At 71.3% G+C, this 16,288-nt stretch carries 14 protein-coding genes; 4 read left to right on the top strand and 10 right to left on the bottom strand.

Annotated features, from left to right (window positions below):
- Positions 1-90: 90 nt before the first annotated feature.
- Both pafA and HCJ93_RS01875 read right to left on the bottom strand, forming a co-directional pair.
- Positions 91-1,452 (bottom strand): Pup--protein ligase, encoded by a 1,362-nt coding sequence (pafA, locus tag HCJ93_RS01880; protein WP_167990469.1) that lies wholly within the window; start codon positions 1,450-1,452, stop codon positions 91-93.
- Between the two features lie 9 nt (positions 1,453-1,461).
- Positions 1,462-2,721, bottom strand: coding sequence for an MFS transporter (locus HCJ93_RS01875; protein WP_167990467.1), 1,260 nt, complete (start codon positions 2,719-2,721; stop codon positions 1,462-1,464).
- Between the two features lie 148 nt (positions 2,722-2,869).
- Between HCJ93_RS01875 and HCJ93_RS01870 the strand changes: the two genes are divergently transcribed.
- Positions 2,870-3,907 (top strand): LacI family DNA-binding transcriptional regulator, encoded by a 1,038-nt coding sequence (locus tag HCJ93_RS01870; protein ID WP_167990466.1) that lies wholly within the window; start codon positions 2,870-2,872, stop codon positions 3,905-3,907.
- A 104-nt stretch (positions 3,908-4,011) separates the two neighbouring features.
- Here HCJ93_RS01870 and prcA read toward each other — a convergent pair whose 3' ends face one another.
- From prcA to arc, 5 genes are all read right to left on the bottom strand, one after another.
- Complete coding sequence (prcA, locus tag HCJ93_RS01865; protein ID WP_167990464.1) at positions 4,012-4,764, bottom strand: proteasome subunit alpha; 753 nt, start codon at positions 4,762-4,764, stop codon at positions 4,012-4,014.
- 64 nt (positions 4,765-4,828) lie between these two features.
- On the bottom strand, positions 4,829-5,674 hold the full coding sequence (prcB, locus tag HCJ93_RS01860) for a proteasome subunit beta (protein ID WP_167990462.1): 846 nt from the start codon (positions 5,672-5,674) through the stop codon (positions 4,829-4,831).
- 346 nt (positions 5,675-6,020) lie between these two features.
- Positions 6,021-6,239 carry a ubiquitin-like protein Pup gene (locus HCJ93_RS01855; RefSeq protein ID WP_019757212.1) on the bottom strand — a complete coding sequence of 73 codons (219 nt, stop codon included), beginning with the start codon at positions 6,237-6,239 and terminating at the stop codon, positions 6,021-6,023.
- Between the two features lie 198 nt (positions 6,240-6,437).
- On the bottom strand, positions 6,438-7,949 hold the full coding sequence (gene dop, locus HCJ93_RS01850) for a depupylase/deamidase Dop (protein ID WP_373563543.1): 1,512 nt from the start codon (positions 7,947-7,949) through the stop codon (positions 6,438-6,440).
- Positions 7,950-8,181: 232 nt separating this feature from the next.
- Positions 8,182-9,948 carry a proteasome ATPase gene (gene arc, locus HCJ93_RS01845; RefSeq protein ID WP_167990460.1) on the bottom strand — a complete coding sequence of 589 codons (1,767 nt, stop codon included), beginning with the start codon at positions 9,946-9,948 and terminating at the stop codon, positions 8,182-8,184.
- A 246-nt stretch (positions 9,949-10,194) separates the two neighbouring features.
- Between arc and HCJ93_RS01835 the strand changes: the two genes are divergently transcribed.
- On the top strand, positions 10,195-10,500 hold the full coding sequence (locus tag HCJ93_RS01835) for a ferredoxin (RefSeq protein ID WP_167990458.1): 306 nt from the start codon (positions 10,195-10,197) through the stop codon (positions 10,498-10,500).
- Positions 10,501-10,560: 60 nt separating this feature from the next.
- Here HCJ93_RS01835 and HCJ93_RS01830 read toward each other — a convergent pair whose 3' ends face one another.
- The 3 genes from HCJ93_RS01830 to HCJ93_RS01820 all read right to left on the bottom strand — a co-directional run bounded on the left by HCJ93_RS01830 (position 10,561) and on the right by HCJ93_RS01820 (position 13,999).
- Positions 10,561-11,139, bottom strand: coding sequence for a hypothetical protein (locus tag HCJ93_RS01830; protein WP_167990457.1), 579 nt, complete (start codon positions 11,137-11,139; stop codon positions 10,561-10,563).
- Between the two features lie 215 nt (positions 11,140-11,354).
- On the bottom strand, positions 11,355-12,257 hold the full coding sequence (locus HCJ93_RS01825; RefSeq protein WP_167990455.1) for a tRNA (adenine-N1)-methyltransferase: 903 nt from the start codon (positions 12,255-12,257) through the stop codon (positions 11,355-11,357).
- Between the two features lie 68 nt (positions 12,258-12,325).
- Positions 12,326-13,999 carry a site-2 protease family protein gene (locus HCJ93_RS01820; RefSeq protein ID WP_167990823.1) on the bottom strand — a complete coding sequence of 558 codons (1,674 nt, stop codon included), beginning with the start codon at positions 13,997-13,999 and terminating at the stop codon, positions 12,326-12,328.
- 651 nt (positions 14,000-14,650) lie between these two features.
- Between HCJ93_RS01820 and HCJ93_RS01815 the strand changes: the two genes are divergently transcribed.
- Both HCJ93_RS01815 and HCJ93_RS01810 read left to right on the top strand, forming a co-directional pair.
- Positions 14,651-15,589, top strand: coding sequence for a RecB family exonuclease (locus HCJ93_RS01815; protein ID WP_167990454.1), 939 nt, complete (start codon positions 14,651-14,653; stop codon positions 15,587-15,589).
- Positions 15,590-15,605: 16 nt separating this feature from the next.
- On the top strand, positions 15,606-16,277 hold the full coding sequence (locus HCJ93_RS01810; RefSeq protein WP_167990452.1) for a response regulator: 672 nt from the start codon (positions 15,606-15,608) through the stop codon (positions 16,275-16,277).
- Positions 16,278-16,288: the final 11 nt, after the last annotated feature.

Raw genomic sequence — 16,288 nt, 5'->3', positions numbered from 1 at the left:
TCGTCTCCCTTGACGCTCCTGTCCCACGTGGGTCCGACGTGTGTCCCACGAGCGGGTGACGCACGTCCCTGCGTCTCACACGCCGGTGCCTCACATGCCGGCGATCAGCTTCTCCACCCGGTCGTCCACCGCGCGGAACGGGTCCTTGCACAGCACGGTCCGCTGTGCCTGGTCGTTGAGCTTGAGATGCACCCAGTCGACCGTGAAGTCGCGGCGCTGCTCCTGGGCGCGGCGGATGAAGTCGCCGCGCAGCCGGGCCCGGGTGGTCTGCGGGGGCACCGATTTGGCCTCGAAGATCTTCAGATCGTTGCAGATCCTGGCGGCCTGGCCCTTCTTCTCCAGCAGGTAGTACAGGCCACGACGGCGGTGGATGTCGTGGTAGGCGAGGTCTATCTGGGCGACCCGCGGATGCGACATGGTCATGTTGTGCTTGGCGCGGTAGCGCTCGAGCAGCTTGTACTTCATGACCCAGTCGATCTCGGTGTCGATCCGGTCCAGGTCCTCGGTCTCGATCGCCTCCAGGGTGCGTCCCCACAGCTCCAGCACCCGCTCGACGGTGCCGGTGCGGATGCCGCGGCGCTCGCAGAAGTCCAGCGCCTTCTCGTAGTACTCGCGCTGCACCTCGAGCGCGCTGGCCTCGCGTCCGCTGGCCAGGCGCACCTTGCGCCGGCCGGTGATGTCGTGGCTGACCTCGCGGATCGCCCGGATCGGGTTCTCCAGGGTGAGGTCCCGCATCACCGTACCCGCCTCGATCATGCGCAGCACCAGGTCGGTGGCGCCGACCTTGAGCAGCATGGTCGTCTCGGACATGTTCGAGTCGCCGACGATGACGTGCAGCCGGCGGTAGCGCTCGGCGTCCGCGTGCGGCTCGTCGCGGGTGTTGATGATCGGCCTGGACCGGGTCGTCGCCGAGGAGACGCCCTCCCAGATGTGCTCCGCCCGCTGGCTGACGCAGTACACCGCGCCGCGCGGCGTCTGCAGCACCTTGCCGGCGCCGCACAGCAGCTGCCGGGTGACCAGGAACGGGATGAGGATGTCCGCGAGCCGGGAGAACTCCCCGTGCCGGGCCACCAGGTAGTTCTCGTGGCAGCCGTAGGAGTTGCCCGCCGAGTCGGTGTTGTTCTTGAAGAGGTAGACGTCGCCCGCGATTCCCTCCTCGTGCAGGCGTCGTTCGGCGTCCACCAGGAGTCCTTCGAGAATGCGCTCGCCGGCCTTGTCGTGGGTGACCAGTTCGGTCACGTTGTCACACTCGGGTGTGGCGTATTCCGGGTGTGACCCCACGTCGAGATAGAGGCGGGCGCCGTTGCGCAGAAAGACATTGCTGCTTCGGCCCCATGACACGACACGGCGGAAGAGGTACCGCGCCACCTCGTCAGGCGACAGGCGGCGCTGTCCCCTGAACGTGCACGTGACGCCGTACTCGTTCTCCAGCCCGAAAATGCGGCGGTCCATGATGGAACATTACGCCCGATCCCCCGAACTGAAACGGGGTTCGGCGGCTCGGTTCGGATCATTTTCCGAACCGGCGGCCACCACCGCTCCCCTGGCGGGACCTGCCAATACCCTCCTGGTGACGGCCAAAACCAGCGAGGACACGCCACCCGCGGCGGCCGGCAGGGCGAAGCCCCACTGGGCGCCGCCCGCCTCCACGACGGGCCCGGCGAGGCCGGTGCCGGCCGAGGCGCCGACCGTGAAGGTGGTCACCAGCCAGGAGAACGCCTCCGTCACCGTGCCGCGCGGCGCGTGCCGGTCGACCAGCACGAAGGCACAGGCGATGGCGGGCGCGAGGAACAGACCGGCGACCACGGCGAGCAGCGTCATGGCCACCGCGCCGGGCATCAGAGTCAGCGGCAGGTAACAGACCGTCAGCATCGCGACCAGGATCTGCAGTCGCCGTCCGGGCGGACCACTCCACTGCCGGGCCCCGTACGCCATGCCGCCGATCAGCGCGCCCAGGCCGATTCCGGCCATCAGCCAGCCGTACACCCGGTCCCCGCCGTGCTCGTCCGCGTACGGCACCGAGGCGACCGTGATGGACCCCAGGGCCATCCCCACGCAGAGGAAGGCCCCGAGCAGCGCCAGCAGCCCCGGAGAGCGCAGGGCGCCCAGCCAGTGGGCCTCACGGGGTGCCGAGCGCCAGGTGCGGGAGGGCGGCGAGACGACCACGGAGAGCGCGCCGAGCACGCCGACGGCGTTGATCAGCAGCAGGGCGGCCTGGGCGGACCACAGGGAGACGCACAGGGTGACCAGGAGCGGTCCCACGGTGAACATCACCTCCTGGGCCACGGCGTCCATCGCGTAGGCGCGGTGCACCTGCTCCTCGCGGGGCAGCACCGAGGACCACAGGGCGCGCAGGCCGCCCTCCAGGGGCGGCGTGAACAGCCCGGCGGCGGCCACGGCGGCGTAGGCGAGGGCCTGCGGCTGGATGCCCGCCCAGGCGAAGACCGCCATCGCCAGGGCCGAGAGCACGGCCGCGGGCAGCTGCACGCGTGGCTGGCCGCGCAGGTCGACCAGGCGGCCGAGGACCGGCTGGCCGACGGCGTTGAACAGGCCGTAGACCGCGGCCAGCGCGCCGGCGAGGCTGTACGAGCCGCCCTCCGCGCGCACGAAGAGCACGACGGCGATGGCGGCGGTCGCGTTCGGCAGGCGGCCGACGAGCGTGCCCACCAGCAGCCGGGTGGCGTGCCGTGCCCGGAGGACGTCCAGGTATCCCGTGGCCATGCCGGCCCTCCGCTCACCAGGTTTTACGTATAACTTCCGTCTCCATACGTACCATGGCGCCTGTTCGCCAGTCCATACGAGAGCAGCCCTTCAAGAGCACCCTCTTCGAGAGCAGCCCTTGCGAGGTACGAGAGAGAGCGGCCCGACGGTGCCACGAGCCAGTACGCGCCCCACCAGCCGGGATGTCGCCCGGGCCGCGGGTGTCTCGCAGGCCGCGGTGAGCCTGGTGCTCGGCGGCAAGTGGAAGGGCAGGGTCTCGGCGGCCACCGCGGAGCGGGTGCGGGCGGCCGCGGCGGAGCTGGGGTACCGGCCCAATCTCGCGGCGCGGAACCTGCGGCTGGGGCGGACGCGGACGGTGCTGCTGGTGGTGCCCGCGCTCACCACGGAGTTCTTCGCCGGTGTATACACCGGGGCGGCGCGGGTCGCCGCGCGGCACGGGTTCGGGGTGGTGCTGTATCCCTCACCGGAGGGCATCGGGCCGGCGCGGGACCCCTTCGCGTCGGCGCAGGCCGCTCTGGACGGGGTGATCGCCTCCTCGATGGCGGCGGATGCGGTGAGCGCCCTCCGCGGGGATCACGGGCGCGGGGGCGGCGGGGGCGGGGACCAGCTGCCGCTGGTGATGCTGGACAGCGACCCGGAAGGGCCGGGGACGGCGACGGTCAATCTCGACATCGCGGACGGGGTGCGGCAGGTCGCGGAGCATCTGCTGGGGCTCGGCCACCGGGACTTCCTGCATCTGGCGGCCGATGTGCCCTCGTGGACGTTCGAGGTGCGGGCGCGGGAACTGGCGGCGCGGCTGGCGGAAGTGCCGGGGACGCGGCTGCGGACGGTGCGGTCGCCGATCTCCATCAAGGGGGCGGAGGCGGCGGTACGGGGTGCCCTGGAGGGCGCGGAGCGGCCCACGGCGGTGGTGTGCGACGACGATCAGCTGGCGGCGGGGACGTACAAGGCCGCGCGGCGGGTGGGGTTGCGGATCCCGGAGGATCTGTCGGTCACGGGCATCGATGATCTGGCGGTGGCCACGGCCATCGATCCCGAGCTGACGACGGTGCGGCTGGATGCGGAACTGTTCGGGGAGCGGGGGATGCGGGCGCTGCTGGCGGTCCTGGAGGGCGAGGAGCCCGAGCAGGGGGACATTCCGGTGAGGCTCATCGTGAGGGGGTCCACGGCGCCGGTACGGGCCTGAAGAGGCGCATGCCGGTCAGCGCCTCGCCCCGCCGGCGCCGGCCGATGAAGCCGGCGAGCCCGCTCACTCCGTGGGCGGGGTGGGCGGGCTCGCGGGGTCAGGGGTCACTCGGAGGAGTCGCCCTTGCCGGGAGAGGCGGAGTCCGAGGAGGAGGGGGCGCCCTCTTCCAGGAGGCGGACGAGCTGGCGGCCGGTGATGCGGCGGAACTTGCGCTTCTGGGGGCGGGTGCGGTCGAGGACCGCCACTTCCAGGCGCTCGGCGGGGATCTCCCGCTCGCTGCCGTTGGTGTCGCGGGACAGGGCCTGGACGGCGAGGTGCAGGGCCTCCGCCAGGGTCATGCCGTCGCGGTGGCGCTGGTCCAGGTAGCTGCTGATCTGCTCCGCGTTGCCGCCCACCGCCACCGAGCCGTGCTCGTCGACGATGGAGCCGTCGTGCGGCAGGCGGTAGATCTGGTCCTGCTCGGGGGTCTCCCCCACCTCGGCCACGACCAGCTCGACCTCGTAGGGCTTCTCCCCCGCGCTGGAGAAGATGGTGCCCAGGGTCTGGGCGTAGACGTTCGCCAGGCCGCGGGCCGTCACATCGGCCCGGTCGTAGGTGTAGCCCCGCAGGTCGGCGTAGCGGACACCGCCGATGCGGAGGTTCTCGTACTCGTTGTACTTGCCGGCCGCGGCGAAGCCGATCCGGTCGTAGATCTCGCTGAACTTGTGCAGCGCGCGGGACGGATTCTCGCCGACGAAGACGATTCCGTCGGCGTACTGCAGCACCACCAGGCTGCGTCCCCGGGCGATGCCCTTGCGGGCGTACTCCGCCCGGTCGGCCATCGCCTGCTGAGGTGAGACATAGAACGGCGTCGACACCGGTTACCCGTCCCTTTCTGTCGAAGTCACTGGATCACCCACACCACACGGACGTCGCGGCCGGCTACAGCAGCGCCGCCCTCGGCCCGTCCGGCTGCTCCAGCCGCCGCTCCAGCACGGACCGGGCGATCTCGGAGGACTCGTCCTCGGTCAGCCGGCGGAAGCCGTCCTCGGTGATCACGGTGACGATCGGATAGATCCGGCGGGCGACATCGGGACCACCGGTCGCCGAGTCGTCGTCGGCCGCGTCGTACAGGGCCTGCACCACCAGCGTGGTGGCCTCGTTCTCGCTGAGATCGTCCCGGTAGAGCTTCTTCATCGCGCCGCGGGCGAAGATCGAACCCGAGCCGGTCGCCGCGAAGCCGTGCTCCTCGGAGCGGCCGCCGGTGACGTCGTAGGAGAAGATCCGCCCCTTCTCCCGGTCCACGTCGTACCCGGCGAACAGCGGGACCACGGCCAGGCCCTGCATGGCCATGCCCAGATTGGAGCGGATCATGGTCGACAGCCGGTTCGCCTTGCCCTCGAGGGACAGCTGCACGCCCTCGACCTTCTCGAAGTGCTCCAGCTCCAGCTGGAACAGCTTCACCATCTCCACGGCGATGCCCGCGGTGCCGGCGATGCCCACCGCGGAGTACTCGTCGGCCGGGAACACCTTCTCGATGTCCCGCTGCGCGATCACATTGCCCATGGTCGCCCGCCGGTCACCGGCGAGGACCACGCCGCCGGGGAACGTCACGGCGACGATCGTCGTGCCGTGCGGCGCCTCGAGGGCGCCCTGAACCGGCGGCAGCGACCTCCTGCCCGGCAGCAGCTCCGGCTGGTGCTCGGAGAGGAAGTCCATGAAGGAGGAAGACCCTGGCGTCAGGAAGGCAGCTGGCAGACGCCCGGTGTCACGAGAGTTGGCTTCCACGCGATTCCTTCCACGTAGCGGCAGCCCGCCTGATGGCATCGGGCCGGTCCTGAACTGCCCCAGCGCGGCCTGCTGCTGAAGCACAGTACGCCACGGACCCTACCCCTCTCCTGGCAGTGATCCACATGCGCTGCGGGCGCTGACAAACATATGCAACTACCGCCCGCCCAGGGGCGGTCGGTCCCTCACATCCGGCACATCCGGTCCCGGCGGGCACGGCGAGAGGCCGGTGCCGGCAGCGCGCGGACCCGAAGCCCGCCGCGCACTGCCGGCACCGCACCCGAGGCCCGCCACCCACTCCATGCCCCCGTGTCTTGGTTTCGAAGGTGAAGTGAGCCGCCGACCTTTACTGTCCGCCCTTTTGCACGAAGGAGCGCACGAAGTCCTCGGCGTTCTCCTCGAGCACGTCGTCGATCTCGTCCAGCACGGAGTCCACGTCGTCGGAGAGCTTCTCCTGCCGCTCCTTGAGGTCCTCGGAGGCCTGCGTCTCCGCAGCCTGCTCCTCGACCTCCTCCGTGGACCGCGTGGCCTTCTGCTGTCCGCCGCCGGTGTCCTTGGTCGCCATCACCCTCACCCCGCTCGGTTAGCCCGACACAGTTGCTCGGTCAAGATCAGACCCTACAAGCCGGGTCCGACAACGGCCCCGTAGTTGCTCCAACGTACGGGGACCACCTCGATGATTCCCGGACGGGGGTGTTTCCACCCTGTCCGGCCGGACCTTCCGGGGAGCCCGGGTACCCAGGATTCCCCCCGGGCCGCCGTCTCACCCCCCGGACAACACCCTGACCAGGTCCTCGGCCGTGCGGCAACGGTCCAGCAGCTCCTTGACGTGATTACGCGTTCCGCGAAGCGGCTCCAGGGTCGGCACCCGCTGCAGCGAGTCCCGTCCCGGCAGATCGAAGATCACCGAGTCCCAGGAGGCCGCCGCCACGTCGTCCGCGTACTGCTCCAGACAGCGCCCGCGGAAGTACGCCCGGGTGTCCTCCGGAGGCTTCGTACGGGCCCTGTCCACCTCGCTCTCGTCCAGCAGCCGCTTCATCCGCCCGCGGGCCACCAGACGGTTGTACAGGCCCTTGTCGGGCCGTACGTCGGCGTACTGCAGGTCGACCAGATGCAGCCGCGCCGCGTCCCAGTCCAGGTTGTCCCGGCGCCGGTAGCCCTCCATCAGCTCCCGCTTGGCGACCCAGTCCAGCTCGCCGGCCAGGCTCATCGGGTCGTTCTCCAGGCGCGTGAGGGTGTCCTCCCAGCGGGCCAGGACGTCCTTGGTCTGCTCGTCGGCGTCGTCCCCGAAGCGCTCCTCGACGTACTTGCGGGACAGCTCGTAGTACTCCATCTGGAGCTGCACCGCGGTGAGTGTGCGCCCGCTGCGCAGCGTGACCAGGCGCTTGAGCGTCGGGTCGTGCGAGACCTGGTGCAGGGTGCGCACCGGCTGGTCCACGGCCAGGTCGACCGCGATGAAGCCGTCCTCGATCATGGACAGCACCAGCGCCGTGGTGCCGAGCTTGAGGTAGGTCGAGATCTCGGAGAGGTTCGCGTCGCCGATGATCACATGCAGCCTGCGGTACTTCTCGGCGTCCGCGTGCGGCTCGTCGCGGGTGTTGATGATCGGGCGCTTGAGCGTCGTCTCGAGGCCCACCTCGACCTCGAAGTAGTCCGCGCGCTGGCTCAGCTGGAAGCCGTGCTCGTGGCCGTCCTGGCCGATGCCGACGCGTCCCGCGCCCGCGAAGACCTGGCGGGAGACGAAGAAGGGCGTCAGGTGGCGCACGATGTCCGAGAAGGGGGTCTCCCGCTTCATCAGGTAGTTCTCGTGCGTGCCGTAGGAGGCGCCCTTGTTGTCGGTGTTGTTCTTGTAGAGGTGGATCGGCTGGGCACCGGGCAGCTGGGCGGCGCGTTCCGCGGCCTCGGCCATGATCCGCTCGCCGGCCTTGTCCCAGAGCACGGCGTCGCGCGGGTTGGTGACCTCGGGGGCGCTGTACTCCGGATGGGCGTGGTCGACGTAGAGCCGGGCACCGTTGGTGAGGATCACGTTGGCGAGGCCGATGTCCTCGTCGGTGAGCTGGCTGGCGTCGGCGGCCTCCCGGGCCAGGTCGAAGCCTCGCGCGTCGCGCAGGGGGTTCTCCTCCTCGAAGTCCCAGCGGGCCCGGCGGGCCCGGTGCATCGCGGCCGCGTAGGCGTTGACGATCTGGGACGAGGTGAGCATGGCATTGGCGTTCGGGTGGCCGGGGACGGAGATTCCGTACTCCGTCTCGATGCCCATTACTCGCCGTACGGTCATGCGGCCCTCCTTGCCCGGCGGCGTCCCCGGTCGGGGGCGCCGCAGTACCGCTGGCGCTCGGGTGCGTGTGCGGTGCCCGTCCCCGCACTGCGCGACGCGGCGGTACGGAAGAGCCTAGAACGCCTCTGCGCCGGCGGGGAGATCATTTGCGTCATTGCTGTGCTCCAGCCGTGGGCCCGAAAAGCAGTCGGCTGCGGGTACCCGCCGAGGGCACCCGCAGCCGCCCTGCGTTTTACAGGTACTGACCGGTGTTCGCCACCGTGTCGATGGAGCGTCCGGTGTCCGCGCCCTGCTTTCCGGTGATGAGGGTGCGGATGTAGACGATCCGCTCGCCCTTCTTTCCGGAGATCCGGGCCCAGTCGTCCGGGTTCGTGGTGTTCGGCAGGTCCTCGTTCTCCTTGAATTCGTCCACGCAGGCCTGGAGCAGATGGGAGACGCGGAGACCCTTCTGGTTCTTCTCGAGATAGTCCTTGATCGCCATCTTCTTGGCGCGGCCCACGATGTTCTCGATCATGGCGCCGGAATTGAAGTCCTTGAAGTAGAGGACTTCCTTGTCGCCATTGGCGTAGGTGACCTCGAGGAAGCGGTTCTCCTCGGATTCCGCGTACATCTGTTCCACGGCGGTCTGGATCATGCTCTGGACCGTCATGGCCTTGTCGCCGCCGTGCTCGGCGAGGTCGTCGGCGTGCAGCGGGAGCCGCTCGGTGAGGTACTTGCCGAAGATGTCCTTGGCGGCTTCCGCGTCCGGACGTTCGATCTTGATCTTCACGTCGAGCCGGCCGGGCCGCAGGATCGCGGGGTCGATCATGTCCTCACGGTTGGAGGCACCGATCACGACCACGTTCTGCAGCCCCTCCACGCCGTCGATCTCGGCGAGCAGCTGCGGGACGATGGTGTTCTCCACGTCCGAGCTGACGCCGGAGCCGCGGGTGCGGAAGAGGGACTCCATCTCGTCGAAGAAGACGATGACGGGTGTGCCCTCGCTGGCCTTCTCACGGGCCCGCTGGAAGACCAGGCGGATCTGCCGCTCGGTCTCGCCGACGTACTTGTTGAGCAGCTCCGGGCCCTTGATGTTGAGGAAGAAGCTCTTGCCGGCGGCCTGGCCCGTCACCTCGGCGACCTTCTTGGCCAGCGAGTTGGCGACGGCCTTGGCGATCAGCGTCTTGCCGCATCCGGGCGGGCCGTAGAGCAGCACGCCCTTGGGCGGGCGCAGTTCGTGCTCCTTGAACAGGTCGGGGTAGAGGTACGGCAGCTCGACGGCGTCACGGATGGCCTCGATCTGGTTGCTGAGACCACCGATCTGCTCGTAGCCGATGTCCGGGACCTCCTCGAGAACGAGCTCCTCGACCTCGCTCTTCGGGACGACCTCGTAGACGTAGCCGGAGCGGGGCTCCAGCAGCAGGGCGTCACCCGCGCGGATGGTGGCGTCCAGCAGCGGCTCGGCGAGCCGCACCACCCTCTCCTCGTCGGTGTGCCCGAGCACCAGGGCGCGCTCGCCGTCCTCGAGGATCTCCTTGAGGGTGACGATCTCGCCCACGCGCTCGAACTCCATGGCCTCGACCACGTTGAGCGCTTCGTTGAGCAGCACTTCCTGGCCGCGCTGCAGCTCGTCGAGCTCGACGTTGGGGCTGACGTTCACGCGGAGCTTGCGGCCACCGGTGAAGATGTCGGCGGTGCCGTCCTCGTTGGCCTGCAGGAAGACCCCGAAACCGGCCGGGGGCTGCGCGAGCCGGTCGACCTCCTCCTTGAGGGCCACGATCTGGTCCCGGGCCTCACGGAGCGTGTTGGCAAGTCGTTCGTTCTGGGCGGAAACGCCGGCCAGGTTGGTCTGCAGCTCGACGATCCGCTCTTCGAGAATTCTCGTGTGTCGCGGAGAGTCGGCGAGCTTGCGTCGCAGGACGGCGATCTCCTGCTCAAGGTAGGCGATCTGCCCGGCCGGGTCGTCGGACCCGCGTCCCGGGCGGATGCCGCGGTTAGTGTCGTCGTCGTGGGCTGCCACGGTCCTCACCTCCTCCAAGGGGAGCTGGACGCTTCCAGACCCTACCTGGGCGGGTGTCGATTGAAACCCCTAGATCACAAAGACGGTCGGGGTGTGTCTGATCTTCACCCTTGCGCTCTCCCTCACGCCAGGGGAATACCCACGGAAGTCGATCGGAACCCAGGCAGAGGTAGGGTCGAGGTGTTCAACACCCGTCGGAGCTGGCCGGATTCCCGTGCCGCTCCGCCACCCGAGACGGCAGGAGAGATGAGCGTGCAGCAGCAGGCCGGTGGCGGCACCGAGGCCCTGGAGGTCTGGATCGACCAGGACCTGTGCACCGGCGACGGCATCTGCGCCCAGTACGCGCCGGAGGTGTTCGAGCTGGACACCGACGGTCTGGCGTACGTGAAGGGCGCGGACGACGAGCTGCTGCAGGAGAAGGGGGCCACAACGCCCGTACCGCTGCCGCTCGTCACGGACGTGATCGACTCGGCGAAGGAGTGCCCGGGCGAGTGCATCCACGTACGCCGCGTTTCGGACAGTGTCGAGGTGTACGGTCCCGACGCGGGGTGACGGCCGGGGCACCGTCGGTCATCGCCGCCCGGCATCCCGCACCGGCGTGCCGCCGGTGTCTCATACCCGCCGGGCGTCGGCCGGGCCGGAGCGCACGAACGCGCCGTCGTCCCACTGCCACTTCACCGTCTTGCGCACATCGGGGCAGCAACGGGGCACGTCGGACGAGGAGTAGCCGAGCACGGTGGCACCGATGACGCCGTTGCGCACGGTGAAGTCGTCGACGTTGGTCTGGTCCCCGGGATCGACGAGGGTGGCCACCACGCGCGGTTCGCCGCTGCCGGGGGCCTGGGTGAGGACGTAGAGGCCGTCGGGCGGGGTGCCCATGGGCGAGTCGCAGTGGACCGCGGCGACCGTCTCCGGGCGTCCGTCACCGTCCAGGTCCCCGGACGCCTTCTGCTTCACGACGGCCTTCACCGGGCCGCAGTCGAGCGGGAACTCCACGGCCCCGGGATCGGGCGGGGCGACGTGCGCCGGGGCGCTCTTCGGCTCGGCGCCGGGGGTCTGGGCGGCGGTGGCGGCGTCCGGCTGGAGGACCGAGGAGAGCGCCACGACTCCGGCGACGGCCGTTGCGGTGGCGACCCAGTGGATGGGGCGGGTGTGCGTGTGGGCGAGCTCCGGAACGGCGGATGGCTGCACGAGGAGTGTCTCCTGTGAGGGCTGTGCCGGTGGGGGTGGCCAGCATGGTGCCACACGTCACAGCCGGTGGGAACGGCGGGGTGCGCAGTTGTGCTGCGCACGTCCGCGGCGAGCGCCGGATCGCTTCCGCAACGCGGCGGCGCCGTGCCGCAGTTCCCCGCCCGGGGGCGGAACTGCGGCACGGCGCCGGTGGGTTGACGGTGCGCCGGACGGCGTCAGCGAGCGGTGCCTCCGCCGGCGTTGGGGCCCGTGTAGTCCTCGCCGTAGGCGCCCTTGGCGGGGCGGCGGCGGCGCATGGGCGGCTCGACGCCGTCGGCGAGGCGGCGGGCCGTGAGCAGGAAGCCGGTGTGGCCGATCATCCGGTGGTCCGGGCGCACGGCCAGGCCCTCGATGTGCCAGTTGCGGATCATCGTCTCCCAGGCGGTCGGCTCGTTGAAGCAGCCGATCTCGCGGATGGACTCCACGGTCCGGGCGAGCTGGGTGGTGGTGGCGACGTAGCAGCACAGGATGCCGCCCGGGACGAGCGCCTTGGAGACGGCCTCCAGGCACTCCCAGGGGGCGAGCATGTCGAGGATGACCCGGTCGACGTCGGTGTCGGACAGGTTGTCCTGCAGGTCGCCGACGGTCAGCTGCCAGGCCGGGTGCGGGCCGCCGAAGTAGCGCTCGACGTTCTGCCGGGCGATCTCGGCGAAGTCCTCGCGGCGTTCGTAACTGTGCAGCATGCCCTGGTCGCCGATGGCGCGCAGCAGGAAGCTGCTGAGCGAGCCGGAGCCGACGCCGGCCTCGACGACGCGCGCGCCGGGGAAGATGTCGGCGAAGGCGAGGATCTGCCCCGCGTCCTTCGGGTAGACGACGGCTGCCCCGCGGGGCATGGACAGGACGTAGTCGGGGAGCAGGGGGCGCAGCGCGAGGTAGGCGACGTTCCCGGTGGTGCGGACAACGCTTCCCTCGGGAGCGCCGATCAGTTCGTCGTGCGGGAAGGAACCCTTGTGGGTGTGGAAGTTCTTCCCGGCCTCGAGCGTGAACGTGTAGTGGCGGCCCTTGGGGTCGGTCAGCTGTACCTGGTCCCCGACCTTGAAGGGCCCGCGGCGGCGGGCGGCACCGGTCGGTTCGGACATGTGACCAAGCCTAACCGCTCGCCGCGGCCGCTCCGACCACGGTTCGGCCGGGCCGGGCCGGGCGCGGTTCAGCTGGGCCGGGCCATGGCCTTGACGAAGGCCCGCTCCACGTCGGCGGCGCTGAGCACGCCGTAGATCTCTCCGGTCTCCTCGACGACCAGGTACTCGGTGGCGGGGGTCGCCCGCAGGGCGTCGAGGAGGTCCTCGCCGGCCAGCTCGGCGGAGACCCGCATGCCGTCGGTGAGGTCCTGGGCGAGGGTGCCGACGGGGACCCAGGGGCGGCGGTGCTCGGGCACGCCGACGATGGCGGCCTCGCGGACGATGGCGACGGGGCTGCCCTCTGCGTCGACGACGACCAGGGCGCGGGCCCCGGCGGCGTTGGCGCGGCGCAGGGCCTCGGACAGCGGAGTGTCGGTCTCCACCGGGACGGCCCTGCGGGTGAGGGTGCGGGCGCGCAGCTCGGGCAGGTGCTCGCGCAGCCGGGCCATGCGCAGGCTGTTGCCGGCGCCGGTCCAGATGATCGCGGCGAGGATCGCGGCGAGCAGGGCGTCCAGCACGGTGTCCATGCCGACACCGTCCTCGGCGTCGGAGCCCAGGGCGCCGGACTGGGTGACCAGCGGCAGCCCGATCAGCACGGAGACGGCGAGGGCGCGGCCGACCCAGGCGGCGGCGACGGTGCCGGTCATGGGCTTGCCGCTGATCTTCCACACCACGGCGCGGAGCATGCGCCCGCCGTCCAGCGGGAGGCCCGGCAGGAGGTTGAAGGCGGCCACGATCAGGTTGGAGATCATCAGGCCGGCCAGCAGGACGCCGGGGACGGTGCCGGGGTCGACGGCGAGCAGGGCCAGGTAGAAGAGGCCGGACAGCACCAGCGACAGCAGCGGGCCGACGAAGGCCAGCACGAACTCCCGGCCCGGGGTCTCGGCCTCCTTCTCGATCTCGGAGACACCGCCGAAGAACTGCAGCTGGATCCGGCGGACCGGGAGCTTGAAGCGGAGGGCGGCGAGCGTGTGTGCCAGCTCGTGGACCAGCACGGAGGCGTAGAACGCGACCGCGAAGAACAGCGAGACCAGGTAGCTGGCGGCCCCGAGCTCGGGGAGCACGCGGTCGACCTGCCCGCCGAACACCCAGGTGATCAGCACGGCGACGAGGAACCAGCTCGGCGCCACATACACCGGCACACCGAACGGCCGCCCCATCAGCAGCCCGCCGCGCCGCGACGGCTCGGGCGCGCTCCCCTTCCCGCCCGTGTTGCCGGAGTGCGCGGGGGTGCGCCCGGACCGGCCGGAAGGACCGCCCGTGGGCCCGTCGGCGCCGGCGGGTCCTGCACCGGTAGCGGTGTGCCGGGGCGCGGAGCCCTGGGTGTCGCCCCGCCCGGAGGACGAGGCGCCCTGGTCACGGTGCCCGCCGGTCTGCGGCTCGCGCGGCGGCACGGCACCGGACCCGGCCGCATCGGCCTGGCCGGCGTCGGGACGCGGCGCGCCCTGCCCTTCGGAACCGGCGCCCTGGCGCGCGCCCTGCCCAGGGTCGCCCGCGCCTCCGGTTCCGGAGCCTGCCGTCCCGTCGCCGGGCGCACCGTCCGCACGCCGGGCGACGGCGTCCGACGAGGTCCCGTCGGACGGCGTGGCGGGGGCAGCGGCCGCCCGGGCGTCGGACCGGCCGTCCGTGCGGGCAGTGGCCGCGTTCCGCGCGGGCGTCCCGTCGGCGGGTGGAGCGATGCCGGCGTCCCCGCCGCCGGGGATGCCGCCGGGCCCGTTCCCGGCCGGGGTCCCGGACGGCTCGGCGGTACCGGCCCCGGTGTGCCGGGGGCGGGACACCTCGTCCGTCGGCGCGGCGGAGTCGTCAGGGCGCGCGGTGCCGCGTTCGGTGCCGGCGGACGTCCCGTCCGGCCGGCGGGCGGCGGCGCCCTCGCTCCCGGTCGTGGCGGCCGGGTCCGGTCCGGTGTCCCGCCCGGCGGGGCCGGTGCCGGTCTTCTCGTCATGGCGGGCGTTCGGCGCGGGGCCGCCCGCGCCGGACTGCTCGGCGGCCGGGGGCACAGGGGTGGCCGGGTCGGGGGCCGGAGGGATGGGCTCGTGGTGGTGCTCGGCCGACTTGTCGTTGCCGGGCCGCGGCTGCCCGCGCCCGCCGCTTACGTCCACCGGTGTCCCCTCGTTCGCTGCGTCTCCCGCGCCTGCCGGACGGGAGGGTCTCGAGTCGATGGTATGCGGCCGTCGCCGCCCGTCTCGCCTCGGCACCCCTGTCGTTCTCCGCCCGCGACCGCGCCTCTCGCTCCCCTCCTTTCCCTCCTCGCCCCGGAGTACCCCTCCGTACGTCCGCGTCCTGCCGGCTCCCGCCGCGTCCCGTTCCACGGGCGCCCGCGTCACTGTCGGTGGCGGGTCGTATGGTCTGTGGTCATGGAGACGAGCACCGAGGACGCGCAGCAGTGCGACGGGAGCGCGGTCGTGCCGCGGGACGAGCCGGACGTGCCGGCCGGGGTCCCGGCCATACCGCCCGCCTCGCTGTCCCCCTCGCGTGCGAGCGACTTCATGCGCTGCCCGCTGCTGTACCGGTTCCGGGTCATCGACCGGCTGCCGGAGAAGCCCACCGAGGCGGCGACCCGGGGCACGCTGGTGCACGCGGTGCTCGAGCGGCTGTTCGACGCCCCGGCGGCCGAGCGGACCGCGCCGCGGGCGAAGGCGCTGATCCCGGCCCAGTGGGACCGGCTGCGCGAGTCCCGGCCGGAGATCCTGGAGCTGTTCGCCGACGACCCGGAGGGCGAGCGGCTGTCGCGCTGGCTCGCCGAGGCGGAGGCGCTGGTCGAGCGGTGGTTCACGCTGGAGGACCCGAGCCGGCTCGAGCCCGCGGAGCGGGAGCTGTTCGTCGAGGCGGAGCTGGAGTCGGGGCTGGTCCTGCGCGGCATCATCGACCGGGTGGACGTGGCCCCGACCGGCGAGGTCCGCATCGTCGACTACAAGACGGGCAGGGCGCCCCGCCCGGAGTACGCGGAGGACGCCCTGTTCCAGATGAAGTTCTACGCACTGGTGGTGTGGCGGCTGAAGGGCGTGGTCCCGCGCCGGCTGCAGCTGGTGTATCTGGGCAGCGGCGAGGTGCTCACCTACGACCCGGTGCCGGCCGATCTGCAGCGGGTGGAGCGCAAGCTGCTGGCGCTGTGGGAGGCGATCCGGCGGGCGACGGAGACGGGTGACTGGCGGCCGCGTCCGACGAAGCTGTGCGGCTGGTGCGACCACCAGGCGCTCTGCCCGGAGTTCGGCGGCACTCCCCCGCCGTATCCGCTCCCGGTGAGGGCGGCCGGGTCCGGCGGGCCTCAACAGGGCAGAATGGGGCCGGACTAGCGAGAAGGAGACTTACGTGGCCATCCGCGTCCTACTGGTCGACGACCAGCCGCTGCTGCGAACGGGTTTCCGGATGATCCTGGAGGCCGAGCAGGACATCGCGGTCGTCGGCGAGGCCGGTGACGGCCTCCAGGCTCTCGACCAGGTGCGTGCCCTGCAGCCCGATGTGGTGCTGATGGACATCCGCATGCCGCGGATGGACGGGGTGGAGGCGACCCGGCAGATCACCGGCCCGGAGCGGAACGGCCCGGCCAAGGTGCTGGTGCTGACCACCTTCGACCTGGACGAGTACGTGGTGGAGGCGCTGAAGGCGGGGGCCAGCGGCTTCCTGCTGAAGGACGCCCCGGCCAACGAGCTGGTCCAGGCGATCCGGGTGGTGGCGGCCGGTGAGGCGATGCTGGCGCCCAGCATCACCCGGCGGCTGCTGGACAAGTACGCGACGCATCTGCCCTCGGGCGAGGAGCCGGTGCCGGACACGCTGCACACGCTGACCGACCGTGAGGTCGAGGTGCTGAAGCTGGTGGCGCGCGGCCTGTCGAACGCGGAGATCGCGGCGGATCTGTTCGTCAGCGAGACGACCGTGAAGACACATGTGGGGCATGTGCTGACCAAGCTGGGCCTCAGGGACCGGGTGCAGGCGGCGGTGTACGCCTACGAGAGCGGGCTTGTGCGTCCCGGCACGCAGTGACGAGACCCCGG

The sequence above is a fragment of the Streptomyces composti genome, assembly GCF_012034205.1.
Lineage (GTDB): Bacteria > Actinomycetota > Actinomycetes > Streptomycetales > Streptomycetaceae > Streptomyces > Streptomyces composti.
This window is presented reverse-complemented; position numbering and strand designations above follow the sequence as displayed.